The sequence below is a fragment of the Gemella haemolysans genome, from assembly GCF_001553035.1.
In the GTDB taxonomy this organism is placed as follows: Bacteria; Bacillota; Bacilli; order Staphylococcales; family Gemellaceae; genus Gemella; species Gemella haemolysans_B.
Map to the genome: position 1 here is coordinate 11,617 of NZ_KQ959980.1, position 20,801 is coordinate 32,417.

20 protein-coding genes and 1 pseudogene are annotated in these 20,801 nt (G+C 30.2%); 5 read left to right on the top strand and 16 right to left on the bottom strand.

Annotated features, from left to right (window positions below; translation table 11 throughout):
- The 3 genes from HMPREF3186_RS06645 to HMPREF3186_RS06655 all read left to right on the top strand — a co-directional run.
- Window positions 1-693: IspD/TarI family cytidylyltransferase (locus tag HMPREF3186_RS06645; protein ID WP_231724180.1), on the top strand; the 693-nt coding region annotated here is incomplete at its 5' end.
- A gap of 1 nt (window position 694) precedes the next feature.
- Window positions 695-1,717 carry a ribitol-5-phosphate dehydrogenase gene (locus HMPREF3186_RS06650; protein WP_060914483.1) on the top strand — a complete coding sequence of 341 codons (1,023 nt, stop codon included), beginning with the start codon at window positions 695-697 and terminating at the stop codon, window positions 1,715-1,717.
- 7 nt (window positions 1,718-1,724) lie between these two features.
- Window positions 1,725-3,017 carry a hypothetical protein gene (locus tag HMPREF3186_RS06655; protein ID WP_060914484.1) on the top strand — a complete coding sequence of 431 codons (1,293 nt, stop codon included), beginning with the start codon at window positions 1,725-1,727 and terminating at the stop codon, window positions 3,015-3,017.
- 156 nt (window positions 3,018-3,173) lie between these two features.
- Here HMPREF3186_RS06655 and glf read toward each other — a convergent pair whose 3' ends face one another.
- The 15 genes from glf to HMPREF3186_RS06730 all read right to left on the bottom strand — a co-directional run bounded on the left by glf (window position 3,174) and on the right by HMPREF3186_RS06730 (window position 18,256).
- Window positions 3,174-4,271: a UDP-galactopyranose mutase gene (gene glf, locus HMPREF3186_RS06660; protein WP_060914485.1), complete on the bottom strand. Its 1,098-nt coding sequence runs from the start codon at window positions 4,269-4,271 to the stop codon at window positions 3,174-3,176.
- Between the two features lie 48 nt (window positions 4,272-4,319).
- Window positions 4,320-5,117, bottom strand: coding sequence for a hypothetical protein (locus tag HMPREF3186_RS06665; RefSeq protein WP_156438985.1), 798 nt, complete (start codon window positions 5,115-5,117; stop codon window positions 4,320-4,322).
- 363 nt (window positions 5,118-5,480) lie between these two features.
- Window positions 5,481-6,554 carry a glycosyltransferase gene (locus tag HMPREF3186_RS06670; RefSeq protein WP_060914487.1) on the bottom strand — a complete coding sequence of 358 codons (1,074 nt, stop codon included), beginning with the start codon at window positions 6,552-6,554 and terminating at the stop codon, window positions 5,481-5,483.
- Between the two features lie 37 nt (window positions 6,555-6,591).
- The gene (locus HMPREF3186_RS06675; RefSeq protein ID WP_060914488.1) at window positions 6,592-7,563 is read right to left on the bottom strand and encodes a glycosyltransferase family 2 protein; all 972 of its coding nucleotides are present in this window, start codon (window positions 7,561-7,563) and stop codon (window positions 6,592-6,594) included.
- Between the two features lie 3 nt (window positions 7,564-7,566).
- Window positions 7,567-8,664 (bottom strand): non-hydrolyzing UDP-N-acetylglucosamine 2-epimerase, encoded by a 1,098-nt coding sequence (gene wecB, locus HMPREF3186_RS06680; protein WP_060914489.1) that lies wholly within the window; start codon window positions 8,662-8,664, stop codon window positions 7,567-7,569.
- Between the two features lie 55 nt (window positions 8,665-8,719).
- The gene (locus HMPREF3186_RS06685; RefSeq protein WP_060914490.1) at window positions 8,720-9,778 is read right to left on the bottom strand and encodes a glycosyltransferase family 4 protein; all 1,059 of its coding nucleotides are present in this window, start codon (window positions 9,776-9,778) and stop codon (window positions 8,720-8,722) included.
- Window positions 9,771-10,511, bottom strand: a complete 741-nt coding sequence (locus tag HMPREF3186_RS06690) for a WecB/TagA/CpsF family glycosyltransferase (protein WP_060914491.1) — start codon at window positions 10,509-10,511, stop codon at window positions 9,771-9,773. Before HMPREF3186_RS06690 ends, HMPREF3186_RS06685 begins: the two co-directional genes overlap by 8 nt.
- A 9-nt stretch (window positions 10,512-10,520) precedes the next feature.
- Window positions 10,521-11,315, bottom strand: coding sequence for a LicD family protein (locus HMPREF3186_RS06695; protein ID WP_060914492.1), 795 nt, complete (start codon window positions 11,313-11,315; stop codon window positions 10,521-10,523).
- Between the two features lie 166 nt (window positions 11,316-11,481).
- On the bottom strand, window positions 11,482-12,846 hold the full coding sequence (locus HMPREF3186_RS06700) for a sugar transferase (RefSeq protein ID WP_060914493.1): 1,365 nt from the start codon (window positions 12,844-12,846) through the stop codon (window positions 11,482-11,484).
- Between the two features lie 24 nt (window positions 12,847-12,870).
- Window positions 12,871-13,584, bottom strand: coding sequence for a polysaccharide biosynthesis tyrosine autokinase (locus tag HMPREF3186_RS06705; RefSeq protein ID WP_060914494.1), 714 nt, complete (start codon window positions 13,582-13,584; stop codon window positions 12,871-12,873).
- A gap of 11 nt (window positions 13,585-13,595) precedes the next feature.
- On the bottom strand, window positions 13,596-14,294 hold the full coding sequence (locus HMPREF3186_RS06710) for a YveK family protein (RefSeq protein ID WP_060914495.1): 699 nt from the start codon (window positions 14,292-14,294) through the stop codon (window positions 13,596-13,598).
- Between the two features lie 19 nt (window positions 14,295-14,313).
- A complete protein-coding gene (locus tag HMPREF3186_RS06715) occupies window positions 14,314-15,057 on the bottom strand; it encodes a CpsB/CapC family capsule biosynthesis tyrosine phosphatase (RefSeq protein ID WP_156438986.1) in 744 nt (247 codons plus the stop codon).
- The gene (locus tag HMPREF3186_RS06720; protein WP_060914496.1) at window positions 15,058-16,527 is read right to left on the bottom strand and encodes an LCP family glycopolymer transferase CpsA; all 1,470 of its coding nucleotides are present in this window, start codon (window positions 16,525-16,527) and stop codon (window positions 15,058-15,060) included.
- Entirely contained in the window at window positions 16,508-17,383 is an 876-nt protein-coding gene (locus HMPREF3186_RS06725) for a diacylglycerol/lipid kinase family protein (protein WP_060914497.1), read from the bottom strand. The genes HMPREF3186_RS06720 and HMPREF3186_RS06725 overlap by 20 nt, the downstream gene beginning before the upstream one ends.
- 369 nt (window positions 17,384-17,752) lie before the next feature.
- Complete coding sequence (locus HMPREF3186_RS06730; protein WP_060914498.1) at window positions 17,753-18,256, bottom strand: DUF4064 domain-containing protein; 504 nt, start codon at window positions 18,254-18,256, stop codon at window positions 17,753-17,755.
- Window positions 18,257-18,982: 726 nt separating this feature from the next.
- On the opposite strand from HMPREF3186_RS06730, the gene HMPREF3186_RS06735 reads away from it, so the two are divergent.
- Together HMPREF3186_RS06735 and HMPREF3186_RS06740 are read left to right on the top strand one after the other, a co-directional pair.
- Entirely contained in the window at window positions 18,983-19,399 is a 417-nt protein-coding gene (locus tag HMPREF3186_RS06735; RefSeq protein ID WP_060914499.1) for a sigma-70 RNA polymerase sigma factor region 4 domain-containing protein, read from the top strand.
- A 229-nt stretch (window positions 19,400-19,628) separates the two neighbouring features.
- The gene (locus HMPREF3186_RS06740) at window positions 19,629-20,153 is read left to right on the top strand and encodes a sigma-70 RNA polymerase sigma factor region 4 domain-containing protein (protein WP_060914500.1); all 525 of its coding nucleotides are present in this window, start codon (window positions 19,629-19,631) and stop codon (window positions 20,151-20,153) included.
- 257 nt (window positions 20,154-20,410) lie between these two features.
- Here HMPREF3186_RS06740 and HMPREF3186_RS08935 read toward each other — a convergent pair.
- Window positions 20,411-20,605: pseudogene (locus HMPREF3186_RS08935) on the bottom strand (ATP-binding protein); the annotation flags it as partial.
- Between the last annotated feature and the right edge of the window lie 196 nt (window positions 20,606-20,801).

Below are 20,801 nucleotides of genomic sequence, written 5' to 3' on the forward strand. Positions count from 1 at the left end.
ATATTAGCTGGTGGAACAGGAACTAGAATGGGGATAAGTAATATGCCAAAACAATTCCTAGAATTAGGTAAAAAACCAATACTTATTCACACAATTGAGAAGTTTTTATTAGAGCCTGAAATCGAAAAGATTGTAGTCGGTGTTCATGAAGATTGGGTATCTCATGCTGAAGACTTAGTGGAACAATATGTTTCAGCGTTTGCTGATAGAATCATTATTACATCTGGTGGTGTTGATAGAAATACAACGATTGAAAATATCATAAACAGAATTAATGAATATAAACCTTTAACTGATGACGATATTATCGTTACTCATGATTCAGTTCGACCATTTATTACACTTAGAATTATTAAAGACAACATACGTCTAGCTAAAGAAAGTGATGCAGTAGACACAGTAGTAGAAGCTGTAGACACAATCGTAGAAAGTACTAACGGAGAATATATTTCAAACATTCCAAACAGGGCTCACTATTACCAAGGTCAAACACCACAAAGTTTCAAATGTTTAGATTTCTTAAACTTATATAACTCATTAGATGAAGAAGAAAAACAAATACTTACAGACGCATGTAAGATATTCGTTATAAAAGGGAAAAAAGTAGCACTAGCTAAGGGAGAATACTCAAATATCAAAATAACTACAGTAACTGACCTTAAGATAGCTAAGAGTATGCTAGAGGACGAATAATATGATAAATCAAATATATCAATTAATTAAACCGAAATTTATTAATATAAAATACAACGAAGAAAACATAAATGATGGTGATAAAATCATCATCCGTCCAAACTATATGGCACTATGTCACGCAGACCAAAGATACTACCAAGGGAAAAGAGATCCTAAGGTACTAGCTAAAAAACTACCTATGGCACTTATTCACGAATGTGCAGGGATAGTAATCGTAGACCCTACAGGTACATATAAAGTAGGACAAAAGGTAGTAATGATACCTAACCAACCACCAAGACAAAGTGACGAAGAATTCTATGAAAACTACATGCCAGAAACACACTTCCTATCAAGTGGCTTCGATGGATTTATGAGAGAGTTCGTAGCTTTACCTAAAGATAGAGTGGTAGCTTATAATGGTGTGGAAGACTCTGTTGCGGCTATTACAGAGTTCATAAGTGTCGGTATGCACGCAATGGATAGATTCTTAAAAAACTCACATAGTAGAAAAGATAGAATAGCGATAATCGGTGATGGAAGCCTAGCTTATGTTATGGCGAACATAATAAACTACACTCTTCCAGAGTGTGAGATAATCGTAATAGGTCGCCACTGGGAAAAATTAGAACTATTCAGTTTCGCTAAAGAAAGATACATTACTGATGATATTCCTGAAGACTTAACTTTCGACCACGGTGTAGAATGCTGTGGTGGAGATGGTAGTGGATATGCGATAAATGACTTAATCCAATACATCAAACCACAAGGGAGCCTAGTACTTATGGGAGTTAGTGAATACAAGGTAAATATCAATACACGTGATATCCTAGAAAAAGGATTAACACTAATAGGCTCATCACGTTCAGGTAGAATCGACTTCGAGAAAGCTATTGAGATGCTTAGCGACAAAAAATTCGAAAGAAGATTCAAGAATATTATTGAACTTGAACAACCTGTGAGAAATATTAAAGACATTCATAGGGTGTTTATGACTGATTTAAATACTGCATTTAAGACTGTTTTCAAATGGGAGGTATAAAGAGTACATGATTCAAAAGTTAAAAGCTATTATATATAGTCTATTATCTGTTTTTTTCATTTTATTAGCAATAATGTTATATCAAAAAGGAAACCCTAATATATATGGTTATTTATATATTGTAGTAATAATCACAATAGGGGTGATCTATTTACTTAAAAACTTATATCAGATTTGTAAAAATATAAAAAATAGTCATTATATAAGGTTTTTTACATTAATTATTTCTGCTATAGTTCTTACTATTGTAAATTTTATAAATCTTGTTCTTGTGTCATCAAAGGATTTCATTAAAAATTTACTTGTATCACCAAAGGATTTCATTAAAAATTTACCTGTATCATCAAAGGATTTCATTAAAAATTTATATGAAACATTTTTATCTCTAATAAAAAAATATTTAAAATTCATCATAATCACAGTATTTGTCATCAATTTAATTTTTTATTTTGATAACTATGATAAATTTCAAGACTATATGATTGATACAATAATTTTTTTTATTGGTATTTTTATTGGCATTTTGACTGCATTTTTTCTTTGGTTCTATAAAGAACAAGTTTTGATTCATATATTAACAATTATAATCACAATTACACTAAGCTTTTTATTAGGACTACTCTTTTTTACAGATTTTTCTATAGCACCGGTTATATTTTTATTCGGTTTATTGTTCGCTATAATAGAAAATATAGAAAAATTTATTAAACTAGACAATTATTATCCAAAAGAAATTGTCACTTTAGAGAATGATGACAAGATAAAAAGAAATAAACTAGTTTTAAATCTTTTTATAGGATTATTGTTTATATCTACATACAGTTTTTGTAAGATATTAATTACTAATCAAACATATAAAGAGAAAATTCTAGAATATACTAGGCTTAATAAACTCTATGAGCCGTTGGCTATAGGATTATTAGTCTTAATTATCTTAGAATTCTTAACCATACTCTTTATATATATATTTTCTAAACTATTAGAGAGCATTTCAAATCATTCTAAACAATATAGTAATGAAAACATAGCTGAATTAATGTACAGTATACTTACTTTTGGGATAAACAAGAACGTTGAACCTAAAGTTATAGATAAAATCGTAATCGGATATAACGAAATTGATCAAGTTGATCCAGAAGTATTCATAACAAATATAAGAGGAATTCCTAAAGACATACACATACTTTTAACAAAAGTTAAAGATATTCCTAATATTAGAAAACTAATAATTATATACCCTAATAAAGACGTTTATAGCTATGAATTTATCATCAATGAAGACAGCATAACAAGGAAATAGTTGATAGATATTCCTTCATCCATAAATAAATAGATTATCCTAAAATAAACATCATAAATTTCATTGAGTTTTATAAATTTTTTAAAAATAATATATAATTGTGTACTCAAAAGAAACTGCAATACTTGTTTAACTTCAAGTATTGCAGTTTTTATATTATTTATTTAATTCCTCTCTTACTACATTAAGAGCTCTTTCGATTACTATGTGCATATCATAATACTTATAGTCTGCAAGACGACCACAGAAGATAACATCTTTACCTTTTGCTTCTTCTAAATATTTTTGATACATTTCATTATTTTTAGCATCGTTAATTGGATAGTATGGTTCATCCCCACGTTTCCAATCTACTGAGTATTCACGTGTAATAACTGTTTTTTCTTGAGTACCTTTTTCGAAGTGTTTGTGCTCAATAATACGTGTGTAAGGAACTTCGCGTTCTGTGTAGTTCACTACAGCATTACCTTGGTAGTTCTCTTCATCTAGTACTTCGTGTTCAAAACGAAGACTTCTATATTCTAATTCTCCGTGTTTGTAATCGAAGTATTGATCAATCATTCCTGTGAATACCACTTTTTTCGCACTTGCTTCTAACTCTTCACGGTTTTCAAAGAAGTCTACATTAAGCTCTACTTCAATACCTTTCAGCATGTTTTCAATAATAACATTGTACCCACCGATTGGAATACCTTGATATCTATCATTGAAGTAGTTGTTATCAAATGTGAATCGTACTGGAAGACGTTTAATAATAAATGGTGGTAGTTCAGTTGCACTACGTCCCCATTGTTTTTCTGTATAACCTTTAATTAAAGTTTCATATACATCAGTACCAATAAGCTTGATAGCTTGTTCTTCTAGGTTTTTAGGTTCACTATCTTGCAGATGAGCTGTTTGTTCAGCGATTTTCGCTTTCACTTCTGCAGGAGTCTTAGTTCCCCATAATCCATAGAAAGTATTCATATTGAAAGGTAGATTGTATAATTTACCTTTGTAGTTTGCTACTGGTGAGTTAATGTAGTTGTTAAACTCAGCAAACTGATTCACATAATCCCAAACTTCTTTGTTAGAAGTATGGAAAATATGCGCACCATATTTGTGAACGTTGATTCCTTCAACGTTCTCACAATAGATGTTTCCACCAATGTGGTCACGCTTATCTATTACTTTTACTTTTTTTCCTTGTTTTGTTGCTTCATGAGCAAAGATTGCACCTGACAATCCAGCTCCTACTATTAAATAATCGTACATGTTTATTCCTCTCTGATTATCTTTTTATAATTTAGTATTATTGTACTGTTACGTGTTACTATTAAAATTTTTTCTTACGAATAGTTCTCCTACTACAAACCAAAAACTATTGTATTGCGGTAATAATATTAAGTCATCAATAACTCCATGCAACGCTAATAAAATGAAAATAATATAAAGATAACTATCTTTTCTTCTATATATTTTTCTCATTATTATTGTCATACTTACTAGAAATATTATCAAAAATATTATTCCTGCTTTTAATAATATTAAAACATATAAGTTATCTACATAATCATAAGTTGCTGTATTAAGAAATCCCTCTTCATCTAGTCCATTTCCGACTAATGAAAGTTGTTTACCAAACAAGCCATATCCATAGAATTTCAGAGTGCTATATCCAAGCGCTAATCTACCACCTAATTCTTCATTTAAATTTGCTTGCCAATCACTTAAGTAATTATAATTTAAAGTGAAATATATGCTAAATAAAGCTGCTAAAAAGAATATACCTATAAACATTCTATTTAATGCCAATCTTTTTATTGGAGGAATTTTCTTCATCATTGCAGACACGATTAGCAATAATAGTCCTAATATAAACGTTAATCTAGAATCTGTATATTGGAATAACACATAGTTTCCTATTAATAGGGCACCTAATGCTAACCATGAAATATTCTCTTTTTCTAAATAAACTTTCAAGAAAATTATATTACAGAAAATAGAAGATGGATATAATGCATACCTAAATCCTAAATACTCTCTCTCCCTTGTAGCTGAATACGAAATATAATTTTGAATTATACCTATATAGCTACTAAGGATAATAAATAATAACATAAACAAACTAATTCTATATGAAATTCTAAAAATCTTAACAACATCCATATTTCGCGCAGAATATATAAATATCGGAAGTAGTGACTGACTAATCCCAAAATATATATAAAAATAACCAGCAATTAGGGTTAAAATAAAGACTAAAATCCCCTCTCTATAGTTCAGTTTAAAATCTATAGCCTCCCTAATAATCAACAATAGAAAACAAATAAATAACAATATCTTCCCATAACTACTAACATACTTAGCATAAAATGATGTATTTATTAAACTATATAGCAAATAAATTACATACGGTACATAAAATAATGTGTTTTTTAAAAAATTTCTTTTTATTACTATATTCATAACTCCACACCACTTCTATTCATTAACTTTAAAATCTTCAAGACATTTTTCCAATGCCTTTTTATAATAATATCCATTTCTCAATTTATCACCAATTTTCTTAGCATTTTCTTTGATTTGAGAATATTCTTCTTCAGAAATATTATTAAGAATAGTTTCTATTTCTAACAAGCTATTTACAACAATACCAGCTTTGTTTTCTTCTATGAATCTTGCCATTGCCGCTTCTTTCCATATAATTACTGGTAATCCAGATGCTAAATATAGTGATGTTTTATGAGGATTATTATATCTTAAATAGTTCCCGGTATTTCCGCTACAAGTTTCTAAACTCTCACCATCCCACACTAAACCAAATTTACCTCGTAATTCCCCTGGTAACAACTCTGGAGGAAAACTTCCAAAATACTCTATTTTATCACCTAGTTCTGTACTTTTATCAAAGTTAGGACCAAAAAGATTCAATTTATAATTAGGATTTGTTTTTAACAATTCATAAATATAAGTACTTTTATCTTTTAAAAGATTACCCGCTATTGCTAGCCCTTCTTCTACTTGATTATGCATCGGTGCATCAGTTAAGTAATCAAAAATTTCTAGTGAAACTAATTTATTTTCCTCAAATCCTTTTTCTATAAGATATTTTTTCATATAATCATTATGACAAATAATTTTATCAAAATATTTTAACACTTGATTATCTGCAGTATTAACTAACTCATAATTATGTCCTACTCCTTTATAGACTCCTAATCTAAGTGATTCTAAATCGTGAATAACAGCTATAAATTTTGCCTTCTTTTTCTTTTGGATTAAAGGAATCATTTTAGCGTTTAATCCAATACCATAAGTAGGATGTTGATAAATAACAACATCACCTTCTCCAGCCTTAGAAAACACCTTCATCCACTGCATTAGCCCTTTTGATAATAACCATGCTTTTTGATATAATCTACCTTTATTAACTGGGAAAGGATTGAAAATTATTTCTTTACCATCGTATTCTTTTGTTAACTTATATATATCATTCGGCGCTTTTGGACCAGCTGTATTATCATCAGTTTTAAGCGCATTTATGTAATATATCATTTTTCCTCCTATGTTACCTATATTTTCTTCTCTAAAATTAATCTTTTAAATATCTTGTTCTTACTATGTCATAGATTTTTGGTGACATTATAAATAAACCATATTTCACTTTATTCTTTGCTATAACTCTAGGATTTCTCAAAACATCTTTCCAATACTTAGAAAAATTTTTTCTTTGTTTTTTCAAATCTTTTGTCATATTTGATTTCAACATAGCATTAACAACATGCAATCCGTTTAAGACATAGCGACTATTAACAGCTTTTCTCATACTAGAATTATTTGGAAAATCTCTCTCTATATAATTAAAATTGCAGTCCATCGCTTTGAAAAAATCAAGTATCTTCGGATTAAATTTAGAATTAACAATGCTCCCTGGACGCCTGTAATATTTATACAAATTATGCTTCCCTATCGCTATTTTTTCGCAAATATTTATATGCTCATAGGAACATGCTAAATCTTCATAAAGCATACCTTCTGGAAATGGATATTTTTCTAGAACTTCTTTTTTGTACAACTTTCCTCCAACATGAGTCCCAACTATATTTCCATAAAACATTTCCTCTAAAGCTGTTTCTCTATTAAGTACAGAAGCTTCTTCCAAATTAACACTTTGCAAAGTATCCTTGACATCATAACTTCTTACTTCTACGACTGTAGTTGCAGTCATATCAGCATTAAATTTATCACGTAATTTTACTAAATAGTCAACTGTTATTTTTTCATAGTAATCATCAGAATCTAAAAACATTATCCAGTCAGCACTAGCATTTTTAACTCCCGTATTCCTAGCACTACTTAACCCACCGTTTTCTTTATGGATAACTTTTACTCGACTATCTTTTTCAGCATATTCATCACATAATAATCCTGAACTATCTTTAGACCCATCGTTTACCAAGATAATTTCTAAATTACTATATGTTTGATTAAGTACACTTTCTACACTATATTTTAAAAATTCCTCAGCATTATAAACTGGAATAATAATAGCTACTTTATCCACAATCTAGATCTCCTTTAATAATACTTCAGCAATTCTTTCGCTGGCTCTACCATCTCCATAAGGATTACTTGCCTGACTCATTTTTTTATACTCTTCATTATCCTCTAATAGTAGTTTAAAGTTATTATAGATATCTTCTTCTTTTGTTCCTACAAGTTTTAATGTTCCCGCAGCAACACCTTCTGGTCTTTCAGTAGTATCTCTTAACACAAGTACTGGTTTTCCTAATGATGGTGCTTCTTCTTGGATTCCCCCAGAATCAGTTAATATTAAATAACTCTTATTAAGGAAATTATGGAAATCTATAACTTCTAATGGTTCAATTAGTTTAACTCTATCTTCTTCACCGAATATTCTATTAGCAACTTCCCTAACTTTAGGGTTTTTATGGATAGGGTAGATTACTTTTACATTACTATTTTCTTGTAACACACGTTTAATAGCCTTAAACATATTTTCCATAGGTTCGCCAAGATTTTCACGTCTGTGGGCCGTCAACATAATCAGACGATCATCACCTATCCAATCAAATAATTCATGTTTATATTCTGGATTAATCGTAGTTTTTAATGCATCTATACCTGTGTTACCTGTAACGTAGATTGTATTTTCATCTCTCTTCTCTACTAAAAGATTCTCTTTTGCTTTTTCAGTAGGCGCAAAATTGAAATTAGATACTATAGATACTGCTTGACGATTGAATTCTTCTGGAAATGGACTATAAATATTGTAAGTTCTTAATCCCGCTTCAACATGTCCAACCTTTATACCAAGATAAAATGCTGCTAATGCAGTAGCAAATGTCGTTGTTGTATCTCCGTGAACTAGAACTACATCTGGTTTCTCATCTTCTAATACTGGTTTAATTTTGTCTAAAATTGATGTTGTAATAGTGAATAGAGTTTGATTATCTCTCATTATATCTAAATTATAATCTGGTTCAACTTTAAAAACATCTAATACTTGATTTAACATTTCTCGGTGTTGCCCAGTAACACATACTTTTACATCAAAATTCCCATTTCTTTTTAATTCATTTACTAACGGACACATTTTTATAGCTTCTGGTCTTGTTCCAAAAACCAACATTATTTTTTTCATTAACATATCTCCTTATTCTTTTTTATTTAAAGTAATCAACACGACTTAATAATCATTATTTTCTCATGTTTGTATATTCCTGTGAATATCTCTTCAAAAATCTGCTATACTCTATCTTATCTAGTGTACTAACTCTAGCCATTTTACCCAAGGCTTCTCTCTTCTCTTCGTTATTAATCAGTAATTCTATACCCCTAGCTATATCTTCAATATTTTCTGGTTCTACTATTACTGAATTATTATCATCTATTAAATCTCCAAAACCTAGTATATTTGTCACAACCGCTGTTTTTTCATGTAGAAACGCCTCTGCTAAAGCTAATCCAAATCCTTCGAATCTAGAAGGAAATACTAGAAAATCAAAACTATTTATTAATTCAGAAATATCGTCTCTATATCCTAAAAATTCTACATTAGTACTTAAAAGATTTGAAAAAACTAAAGTTTTTAATTCATTCTCCATATCTCCCTTCCCTACTAGATATAATTTATAATTACTATAATCTAGTTGTACTAATGATTCTATTAATAAATCTACACCTTTTTGATAATCCAATCGTCCTATATAGCCTATTTTCACACCTGTAAAATTTTTAATTTCAGGTAACGTTTCTTTTGAGTTGTTTATTTTTATTCCATTATAAATTATTTCAATCTCATTTAAACCTAATTGTTTTTTTAAATGTTCTTTAACTGCTATGCTCACAGCGATTACTTTTGCACCTTTTAAAGAATACTTATACATTTTTATTTTATTATCAAAAATATTATGCGCTGTATAAATGTGCTTTGCCTCAGGAAATATATACATTAATAACCTTGCATAAAATGCTGCCATTCTATGATGTGTATGGATAATATCAATTTTATTTTCTTTAATAATTTTGCGCAGTGTATTAAAATTTGTCGCAAGTGTTTTAGGTGATTTCGATTCGACATCTAATATTTTATGATGCTTAATTCCATTCTTATTTAACTCTTCTTCCCACAGTCCTCCTGTAGAAGCTACATGAACATTCTCAAATTCTTCTTTTAAATCAGTAGCCAATTGATATACAATTTTTTCGGCTCCTCCTATGTCCATTGTACGTGAAATATGAAGTATATTAGCCATTTTGACTTCTCTTTTCTTTTACTATCTCTTTTATAAATGTTACATTTCCAACAAAATATCTTTTAAATAATCTTCTTGGTTCATTCGCTACTCTAAATAACCATTCTAAATTAGCTTTTTGCATCCACTTTGGAGCTCTTGGAATAGTACCTGAAAGAACATCAAAACTTCCACCAACACCCATAAATACACTATTTAAGCCATTATCTAAGAACTCTTGGACAATGTATTCTTTCTTAGGTGATGTTATACCAATATATACTATATCTGGATTCTTCTCAGCAATATCCGCCTCAATATTTTTTAACTCTTCATCTGAGAAATATCCATTTCTCGCACCAACTATATTTAAATTAGGATATGTTTCTCTGAAATTTTCTAACATTTTATCAACAACTTCTTGTTTCGCCCCAAAGAAATATGCACTATATCCTTTTTCACATGACAATTTCAGAAGATCCTGCATTAAATCTATTCCAGCTACTCTTTCAGGTAGAGGTTTACCTAAATATTTAGAAGCTAAAATAACAGATGCACCATCTGCATTTATTATCTCTGATTTTTTCACAATTTCCTCTAACTTTTTATCTGTTTTACATAGATTTAATTTATCAGCATTAACACCCATTAAGTGTAATGGTTTTTTATTGATAATAAATTCTTCTACTCTATCTATTGTTTCTTGATTCGTTAAAGAATCAATATCAATCCCCATAATATTTACTTTACTCATTTTAACCTCCTATTTCCCATAAGCTGCTTCGAAGTGACCTACTCTATCTTCTTCTTTTGGTAACCTCATAAAATCTCCATAAATATTTTCTAAATACTTTTCAGGCTCACTATGGACACTTAATTGCATACCTTCAAATTCCATTTTTTTAGGTTTTCCAAATACCTCTATTGGAACAATTTCTCTATCACGATATGTTCCAAGTACGTTTCCACCTCTAGGACTGCTATAAAAATCATATTTTCTTATAACTTTATGTAATTTTTTATTAATCTTTTCTGTATTCAAAATTTTATCAATTTTTGTCACTCTGGCAACTTTTACTAATATATTCTCGAATGCTCCCCTATCTCTATCAGAAATTTCTTGAACAACAGACAGTTTTGATAACATTCGATAAAATAAAATGTGTTTTTCATGCGTCCACTTAGATAGCCCTTTTTCCGGAAATCCATCTAATGGAAAGATGTCTAAAAATGGATTGCAATCAGTAGTACCAAAAGTTATAACTGTTGATGTATCACGAATTGAAGTATTTCCTAAATTATCTGTATGTTGTTTTAGTAAAACATGTTTTGGTAATACACTTCCTGATATTTCTATAAATTTATCATAGTCTTCTCTAGGCATTCCTAAATCCATATCATCATCCCAAGGAATAAAACCACCATGTCTGATTGCGCCTAATAATGTGCCTCCTAGAGCATAATATGTTAAATTGTGCTGTTCACATATCTCAGAAAATATTTTCAATAATTCAATTTCTTTCTCTTGTACTAATCTAACTTTATTTTTTATATCCATGATTCTTTTCTCTTCCATTTTATCAATTTTTATGTTAATATATCCATATTCACTTATATTAGTCTGTGTTTTAGTTTGGCGACGAAACACAGTCTTTTTTTATTTCAATAAAGAGTGGTTGTATATACACTTATATAGCCACTCCCTACTTTTACTTTTCTCTTAATTACTTACTTCCCTCTCTTTTTAAGACAACCATTATAGTTTTAAGTATAATTTTTATGTCCTGTCTTAGCGACCAATTTTCGATATATTTCATATCTAGTTTAACTACTTCTTCAAAATCAAGTATGTTACTTCTTCCACTAACCTGCCACATTCCAGTAATACCAGGTTTTACCTGCATACGTTTGAAGTGATGAAGGTCATACTGCATATATTCATCAACTGTTGGAGGACGTGTTCCTACCACGCTCATATCCCCCTTAAGAACATTAATAAATTGTGGAAGCTCGTCCAACGACCAATCCCTTAATTTCTGACCAAATGGGAAAACCCTAGGATCATTGTCCATTTTAAACATTAGAGTCGTCTCTAGCTCATTTTGATTAAGTAATTTTGCTTTCCTTTCCTCAGCATCCATATACATACTTCTAAATTTGTATATTTTAAACTTATTACCATTTTGACCTATTCTCGTTTGAGTGAATATAAGTGGTCCTGGCGCCTGTTTTTTCACTATCGGTAATATTATTAAACCAACAAGAATTGTCAACAATATTCCCACTATTGAAATTGCTATGTCCATTATCCTTTTTAATATTACCTGACGTAGTGTCGCTATTTTTATAGCTGATGTCAGATAAATATTATCACCTTGGAAGGTAACCACTGTATTCGCTCCAACCTCTTTTATAATTGGCGTAATATTGATTTTTGTCGGAATACCTAGTATTTCGAAGATCTTAAAGATTTCTACCAGACTAGTCTGTGATGATAAATTGGCATATATCTCATCAACTCTATGATGAGACAAGAAATCTCTAATTTCACTTATATTATGAACTACAGGCTTATCATTATAAAAATCATCTTTTGAAGTGTTAGCGTATGCCAACACCTCATAATTATCTGGAAGTTCTCCTATAGTATCTAAATCAGAAAAGTCAGATAAAATTATAATATTACGACTATCATCTCGATATCGATTATTTATTTTTTTAGAAACAGTTCTTACACAATAGATAAAAGCAAATGCTAAGACCAAGTAAATAATCAATTCTAAACTTTCCACTATATTAAAGAAATCTTTACGGTTAAATATTACCAAAAATAATGTAAATAATGAAACAATCTTCAATACATATATAGATGTTGACTTAAATTCTTTTAGATATCCACGTTCTGATATTGTCCAGTACTCTTCTGACATTAATGCCACTAGGATACCAATAACATTCATAACAATAAAGAAATATAAATTATCTTTTGACTTTTCTTGAAAATCAAAACTAAGAATATAAGCTAAAGATAAGGCCATTAAATCAGTCACTAAGAACAAAAACTTATTATTTCTTCTAATATAATACATCTTGTTCTCCTCTTAACTTAGACTTTATTTTTTATCTGTTTTTTTATTTGCTCCATAGTTTCCATAACCACCATAGTGCCCATAGTAACCACCGTAACCAAGTTCATTTGAGTTAACTTTGTTTAGGATTACACCTAAGAACTCCGCTCCACCTTTTTCTAGTTGTTCTTTAGCTTTTTCTACAACTTTTTTCTTAACACGATTAGCTTCAACTACCATTACCACTCCATCTGCCTTAGGAGCTACGATAGCAGCATCAATAACTTGCCCAACAGGTGGTGTATCAATAATTACATAATCATAATACTCTCTAAATACCTCAACCATAATATTGAAGTTTTTATTTTGTAGTAATCCTGTTGGATTTGGTGGTACTTGCCCTGCTGGAATAACATTTAAATGTTGAATATCTGTCTCATAAATAACATCCTCGATTGGAGATACTCCAGATAGATAATTAGTTAATCCGCTAATTTTATTTTTAAATTTGAAGCGCCCTGCCATAACAGACTTACGCGTATCTGCATCTACTAAAATAGTTTTCAATCCTAACTTAGCTAATGAGATAGCTAAGTTAATTGATACTGTACTTTTCCCTTCATTTTCAGAAGTTGATGTTATAACAATTACCTTCTTATCTTTTCCTAAAAACTGTATATTCGTACGTAAGGCATTATAATACTCTTCATTTTTAGGATCCACTATATTTTTATTTGTTAATAAATTAATTTGTGCCATGTTTTCTTATCCTATCTCTTTCCTGTTTTTGTATCTGGAACTACTCCTAAAAGTACCAGTCCCATACCATCTTCAATATCTTCTGCTCTTTTAATTCTATCATCTAATAATTCAAATAATACCACTCCAGCTACAGCTATAATGAATCCTAATGCTGTCGCTAAAATTGCATTTTTAGGAATATTCGGTGAACTTGGAGACGTTGCTGCTTTTGCTTCTTCCAGTGTTGTTACATCATCAATTTTTGTTACTTCTTTAATTTGATCTGCCGATACCTCTTTTACAGTATTAGCTAATTGACTAGCTACTTGTGGATCTTTGTCTCGAACAGTGATAGAAATAATACGAGTATCTTTTGGAGCATCTACGCTAACTTTCCCTGCCAATTGTTTCGCTGTTATCCCTAAACTACTCTTTTCTGCCGAATCTTCCATAACCTTGTTTGAAAGAATAATTTCTTTATAGTCTTTTATTAATAATGATCCTAACTGAACATCTTGTGTTGTGATTGCTTTTTCATCTTTCTTTTGATTAACCACATATACTTTTGTAGTAGATGAATATTGTGGTGTTACCAAGAATATACTATAAGCAAGTGATACTGCAGTAAACAGAACTGTCACTAGCAAAATCAATATTTTCTTCTCCCAAATACTTCTTATCAGTAGCATAATATCTAACTGTATTAAATCTTTTTCTTGATTATTCATTTTATATTTTTCCTCTCAATTAAATTATTTTATTCATTAATAGTTTTTCTTGATTTTTTTCAAATAGTTCATAAGCTATTGTAGGTCCATATTTTTCCTCGATAATATTATATGCTTCTCTCATATATGTTCTTCGAGAATCAATATTGTGCATATCACTTGCGATAAAGTGAACTAACTCTGCGTCTAAGTATTTTTTAGCACGCTTCTTGTAATGTTTGTGTTTGTCACCGATAAGTTTCGGTTTTAGAACACTAGCTGCATTAACTTGAATATAAGCACCCATGTTAATTAACTCTTGAACACCTTTTTCATCTACATCGTTATATCGTTCAACGTGCGCTACTACCGGAGTTAGTCCAAGTAATATAACCTTGTTTAATGCTCTGTGAATTTCTTTATAACGCATTTCATAAGGGAATTCTACAAGTACATAGTCTGTTTCTGCTAATCTTGGGTATGCTCCACTTTCTATCTTAGCAATTTCTCCTTCTTTATAGTAAATTTCGCTACCTAGGTAAACTCTTAGGTCGCTAGCTACTTCAGCGGCAATTTCTTCTACACGTTTGAAATTCTCTTTTATTATCTCTATATCTGTCTCAAACATTCCTCGTCTTCTATGAGGTGTTGCGATAATCGTTCTAACACCCTGTTTATAACTTTCTTCTAGTAAATCACGAGTATCTTTTTCGCTTTTTGCACCATCATCTACTCCGAAGATTACATGGGAATGTATATCTATCATCCTAATTCCTTCTCTCATCTACTTACCTTCCAATACTTCTTTAATATTATTTGTAACTTCTGATAAACTTTGTTCATCGATTTGTGTCATATATAAGTTCGCTCCAGGCATTGCATATGAAGGTAAGCCCATTCTTCCTGTCCCTGTTAAGGCTTGAGAGGCCACATTATAATCTTTACCTGCGCCAAGTTGTTCATTCGCAAGTCCCATAGCTGTCTCTATCGGCATATTTGTCTGAATTGATTCACTTAATTCTTTAATAACACTTTGGTAATTTGATAAACCTTCTTTTGAAGTTATTTTTTTTATTATCGCAGTTATAACTTTTTCCTGATTTTTACCACGGTCATTATCTCCACCATTAAGACCATATCTTTCACGAACAAACCCTAAAGCTTTATCAGCATTTAGATGAACCAATCCTGGTGTAAAACTATACTTACCATGAAGTGATGTAAACGCCTGATCATTATACACATCTACCCCACCAACTGTATCAATTAATTTTAGGAATGATGTAAAGTTAAGTCTAGCGTAGTAATCTATTTTAATACCATATAAATTTTCTAGCGTATGGATTGAAGAATCTACTCCATATAGACCTGCGTGTGTAAGTTTATCATATTGATTATTTCCACCATCGGCGATTTTTACATAAGAGTCACGTGGTGTTGTCGTTAATAAGATTTTTCCAGTTTTTTTGTTGATTGTCATAATAATATTAACATCTGAACGGCTGACACTAGATATAGGTCCATATGTATCGATACCACTTATGTAGATGTTAAAAGTATCACCAGCATTTTGTTTTGCTTTCGCATTTACTGATTTTGTTATTTTGTATTCATAGATTTTTTTCGTTTTATCTTTAAAATCTGCGTGTTGACTAGTAATAAGATCTTCGAATGAACTGTTAAGAATCATCGCTTTACTAGTTCCTGCGGCTAATTCCTCATAAGCTGAGATGTAGTTTCTAGATTCTGTAAGATTTAGACTTTGTTTTTCTTTATCGCGGATCTCTTTCATCAGCTTATTAATATTTTCACCATCTGCAGATACTGGAGCCGCTACTGCCTCTCCTTTTAGGTCTGCAAGTTTTTCAGCTGGATCGTTTTTCATAACAACAACGCTCATAGTGTACTCACTAACTGCTGCATTACTGTTTAAGTTGTCGAATAAGCCAATCGCTGTTCTAAACTGCATGTAAGAAAATATCAAGGTAATATTCATAACGATCAACATTATCGCATTAAATATTCTCGCTTTTTTCTTAATCACGAGGAATATTGCAAGTATTATCGCTAAGATTATTACTCCGATTATTCCGTAGTTGATTCCTCTAAAATCTAGAAAATCATACTTCAACATCGTCCAGCTGACTAGACCTCCGAGTACAATCAGTAAAACTGTCAATATTCCATTGACAATTTCAAAAGCTCCTATACCCGATTCAAATCTAGAGTTTCGGCTACTTGAATCTCTTCTCATTTTTCTCCATCCTCTTCAATTTATAAAATTTACTAATACAACCAACATTTAACTGTTCTGTATTATTTATTAATTCTCCATCAATTTGAAAGTATCTCTGATTTGTTTTTATAGCTAATCTATCCGTCGTTATTTGTTTAACTTTCCTCATTTTATTATGTTTTTTTAGAAGTAGACATAAATAATTGTATACGAAAGTTACTAAAGACATATTTTCCATGATCATTATGTGAAGTTTCCCATCTTGACCTGTAGCATTCGGGGCGAATTTTATCCCTCCACCTTCATAAGGTTGAATCATCGCATTAAGCAAATACAGCTTGTCGGTCGTGATTTCTCCACTATCCCATGAAATTTTCGCTTTATACTTTTTCAGCATTAAAATACCTATTACTCCTTGAAGAAGATAAATATACTTACCTAAATATTTCTTTAACTTCGAGCCATTAACTCTTTTTATGATGTCAGCATTAAAACCGATATCAAATCCCGAACAGAACTTCCTATCGTTAACAACACCTACATCATATTCAATAAATCTTTTCGATTCTAATAATCGACTTATTTCAATATCCTTCTTGAACTCTATAGACCTCGCAAGATCATTACCCGAACCATATGCAAGATAAATAATTTCTTTCCCATGGTAATTATTTATCACTTCGTTAATAGTTCCATCGCCTCCGATTACTATCAACTCTGCCCCGTGAATCTCATTCATAAGGTCTTTTGCATTGGTCTTTTTAGAGGTTCTTAGCACCCTGTAAGGCAACTTCTTTCCTTGTAAAACTCGTTCTATTTTATTAAGTTCATTAAGACTTTTCTTACTTCTAGAATTAACTATTATTTCAATCATATTCCGTTCCTATACAGAAAATACTTTATCTTAATAATTATACTATAAAATGCATTAATTATCAAAGATTTATCTATTTAAAACCTTTTAAAACAATAGAATTTTTTAGTTTTTTATAGACTATTTCTATCATTACAATTTATTAGTAAAGTTTAGTTATACAAAATTATTTTTTATATTTAGAAGATCTTAATATTAAATTTCACTTTAGAATAAACAGAGGATTTAAAAACATTTTCCTATTAGACATAATTTCAAAATAAAAAAACTATTCTATCGTTGGCAATCTGAAGTTGATCTTAATCCTCGATGATGCTCTTTAGATAAAATAGTTTATAAAATTCTCAAATAATACTAAACAATACTCTTTTACATGTACTCTAATCTGTCAATCTCTGGTTTGTCAAAAGTTGTTTGTGTGAAATCTTCGTTACCAGTATTTTTCGGCGGTCTTCTCACAAATAACATAACTGCCACGATGAAGTATAGTAAGTATACAGGAAGTAGTATCCCGACTGTCATTACTCCGATAACTATCGCTGAAAGTAGGAATAAGATTCCTGATACGATTCTCGCTCTCATAGTAAATGACGCAATTATCGCTAATACTAAGGCTACAATCGCAACTACTGTGTAAACTTTCACCAATAATACAAGTAATGATACGATGTCTACACCTGAGCTTTTTAACAATGATGCTACTCCAGGATCTTGTAATAAGTTATTAAGGATAGGTTCAAATTCTTGTTGTTTAAATGCCGTTGCTAACTGACTAGAAAACGCTCCAAGAGATAGTAGACCTGTTACAAGTATCATAATAACATTCGCGATCCACGCTAAGATTTTTTCTATTCTTCTGCTAAATGGTTTCATAATATTCTCCTTCTTTAATATATTGACTAAATTATATCATAAATTAATAATAACATGTAACAATTAATATAATTTTCTTGATTAATATCTTTATTGAAAACTCACTCTTGGTATTTACCTAATTTCTTTACTCTAGAAAAGTAATATCGAACATTTTCTTCTTTCGTAAAATACAGTCTAATCCCAGATTTTTCTAAACTTATAAATTTATAAGCAGCAGGTTTTTGACTTTCTGAATTTAGCACTCGAATATTTCACTTAGCACTCTTACTAATAAAAAAACTCCGAAAATTAATTCGAAGTTTTTAAAGATATTATATTATCTTGCACGATGTTTAGCATTTGCTGGTGCTTTTTTTGTTGGGTGAGCTTTGTGTTGAACAGCTGCTGATTTTTGTGAAACTACTGCAGATTTTTGAACTGCTGGTTTGTCCAGTAAGAGGGGTACATATCACATATCAAAATCACGATTTTTGAGTCACCCCCGCACAGTTTATTAGATATCTAAAAAGCTTTTCTAAAGCGCATTTAGATATCAATAAACCACTGCGTCTATGTGTTTTTATATAAACTTTGTTAAATTTTAGAACTTTTGAGTCATCCTTGTTTATTCAACATCTCCTTATTATAATTTACCTTTAATATTTACATATTTTAGATAAATTGTTATAATCAATAATCCCTCTTTAGTCCCCCTTACATTTTTTTAATAAAGGAGATAAAATTATGAGAGATTTTAAATTAAAAAATAATGTTACGATTGAAGTTACTGATGAAGTATTTTTAGCTATACGCAGTTCTCGTTATAAGGAGAGATATGCTGAAAAGAGAGATGAAAAACATCAACTTATTCATTATCATGCTTTCGATAGGGAAGATAGCGTTGGAGAAAATCTGATTAAAGATACTCGTTCGTTACCTGATGAAATAGCAATTAAAAATGATATGAATAGTACGTTGTACAATGCATTAGCTACTTTGCCAGTAGAGGATCAACTTCTAATCTATAATTTATATGTGTGCGACGAGTCATTACGTAGTGTTGCTGAGAAAATGCATAGTAATCCTATGACTGTTGGTCGCCATCGTGACAAGCTATTTAAGCATCTGGCTAGTTTATTGGAAAAATATAAAATTAAATAAAATCCTAACAAATAGATTGTCAAAACAGTAAAATGTGACATTTTCGTGAACTTTTGTATATAAGTTGTTACAAAGTAGCGATAATTTCACTATATATTATGAGGGATTAATTTTTGTAAGGGGGAGTTCTAGTTATTATCTCAATTGTCATTAATATTGATTCATGAATATTCGACTTTGTCTTTATTAAGATATTCGCATAGAGAGTTAAAGTAAATGGAGGCAAATTATGAAAAGACAACTATACCTAAATGACAAAGATACTGAGAGGTTTTACGAAATATTAAATCAAAAGAAACAACTGATTATAAAAGCTCTTTACAAAGTTCATATCCCAGCAAAACTTCATCATGAATTTTATAATTATGGTTTAGAAGGATTGCTGATAAGTTTTCTAATTCTAAATGAAGGTAAAATAAGCGAACAAGATTTCGATCGATTCGCCTTTACTACTATTAAAAGAAAATTAATCGATGAAATACGTTACAGAAATAAAGATAAAAGTATACCTTTGGATATTTTTGATAATAATATTTCTGATGCAACAGACAATAGTTACGAATATCTGTATATACAATTATTCGAATATGTTCAAAAAACTTTAGAACAACAAGAATTCGAATTCTTCTGTGAATTTGTTAAGACACTAAATATAAAACAAACAGCCAAGGCATTAAATATTTCCCTGGCAACAGCATATAGAATCCACAAACGTATTAAGGGAGTTTGTGAAAAATTTTTATTAGAATGTTAATATAGTATCTATACTCTCTATGTGAATATCTAAAAATATATAAACATCTTTTCTACTGATGTCAACCTGATATTGACTGTCAGTTTTTTCTTTCTATTAAAACAACGCTAGATAAATACCAAAATTTAAATATTCTATTTAATCATTTTAGACTACCTTATTTAAAATATTTCCCAGGCTATATGACAAGTTTAAATATCAGGAAAAATCATCTTCAAATCAGACAAAGATGTAAATGTCAAAATAAAAATGTACAATTATTCAAAACTAACATGATCTTTTAGTCGATAAGAATTACCTATAATAGGTACTACACGGGCTTGATGAAGCAGTCTATTAAGTATAGCTGAAGCAACTTTTTCATCACTAAATAATATAGCCCATTCAGAAAAAGGAATATTAGAGGTGGCTATTATGCTCTTCTTTTCATAACGACGGTATATTAATTGAAATAATAACCTCTCATCACCTTACTATAAAAGGATAATATTTTCAGTAAAAATTTCGACGGTTAGTATCTTTTATTTAGGATAAATGGAAAATCCTTTCTTTTTTTGATGAATAGTCAACGTCTAATGGTACAATTTGTTTTGATATTTTGTTTTCCTCCATTACTTCGTAAGCGTCCAATAACGAGGTATATTGAAT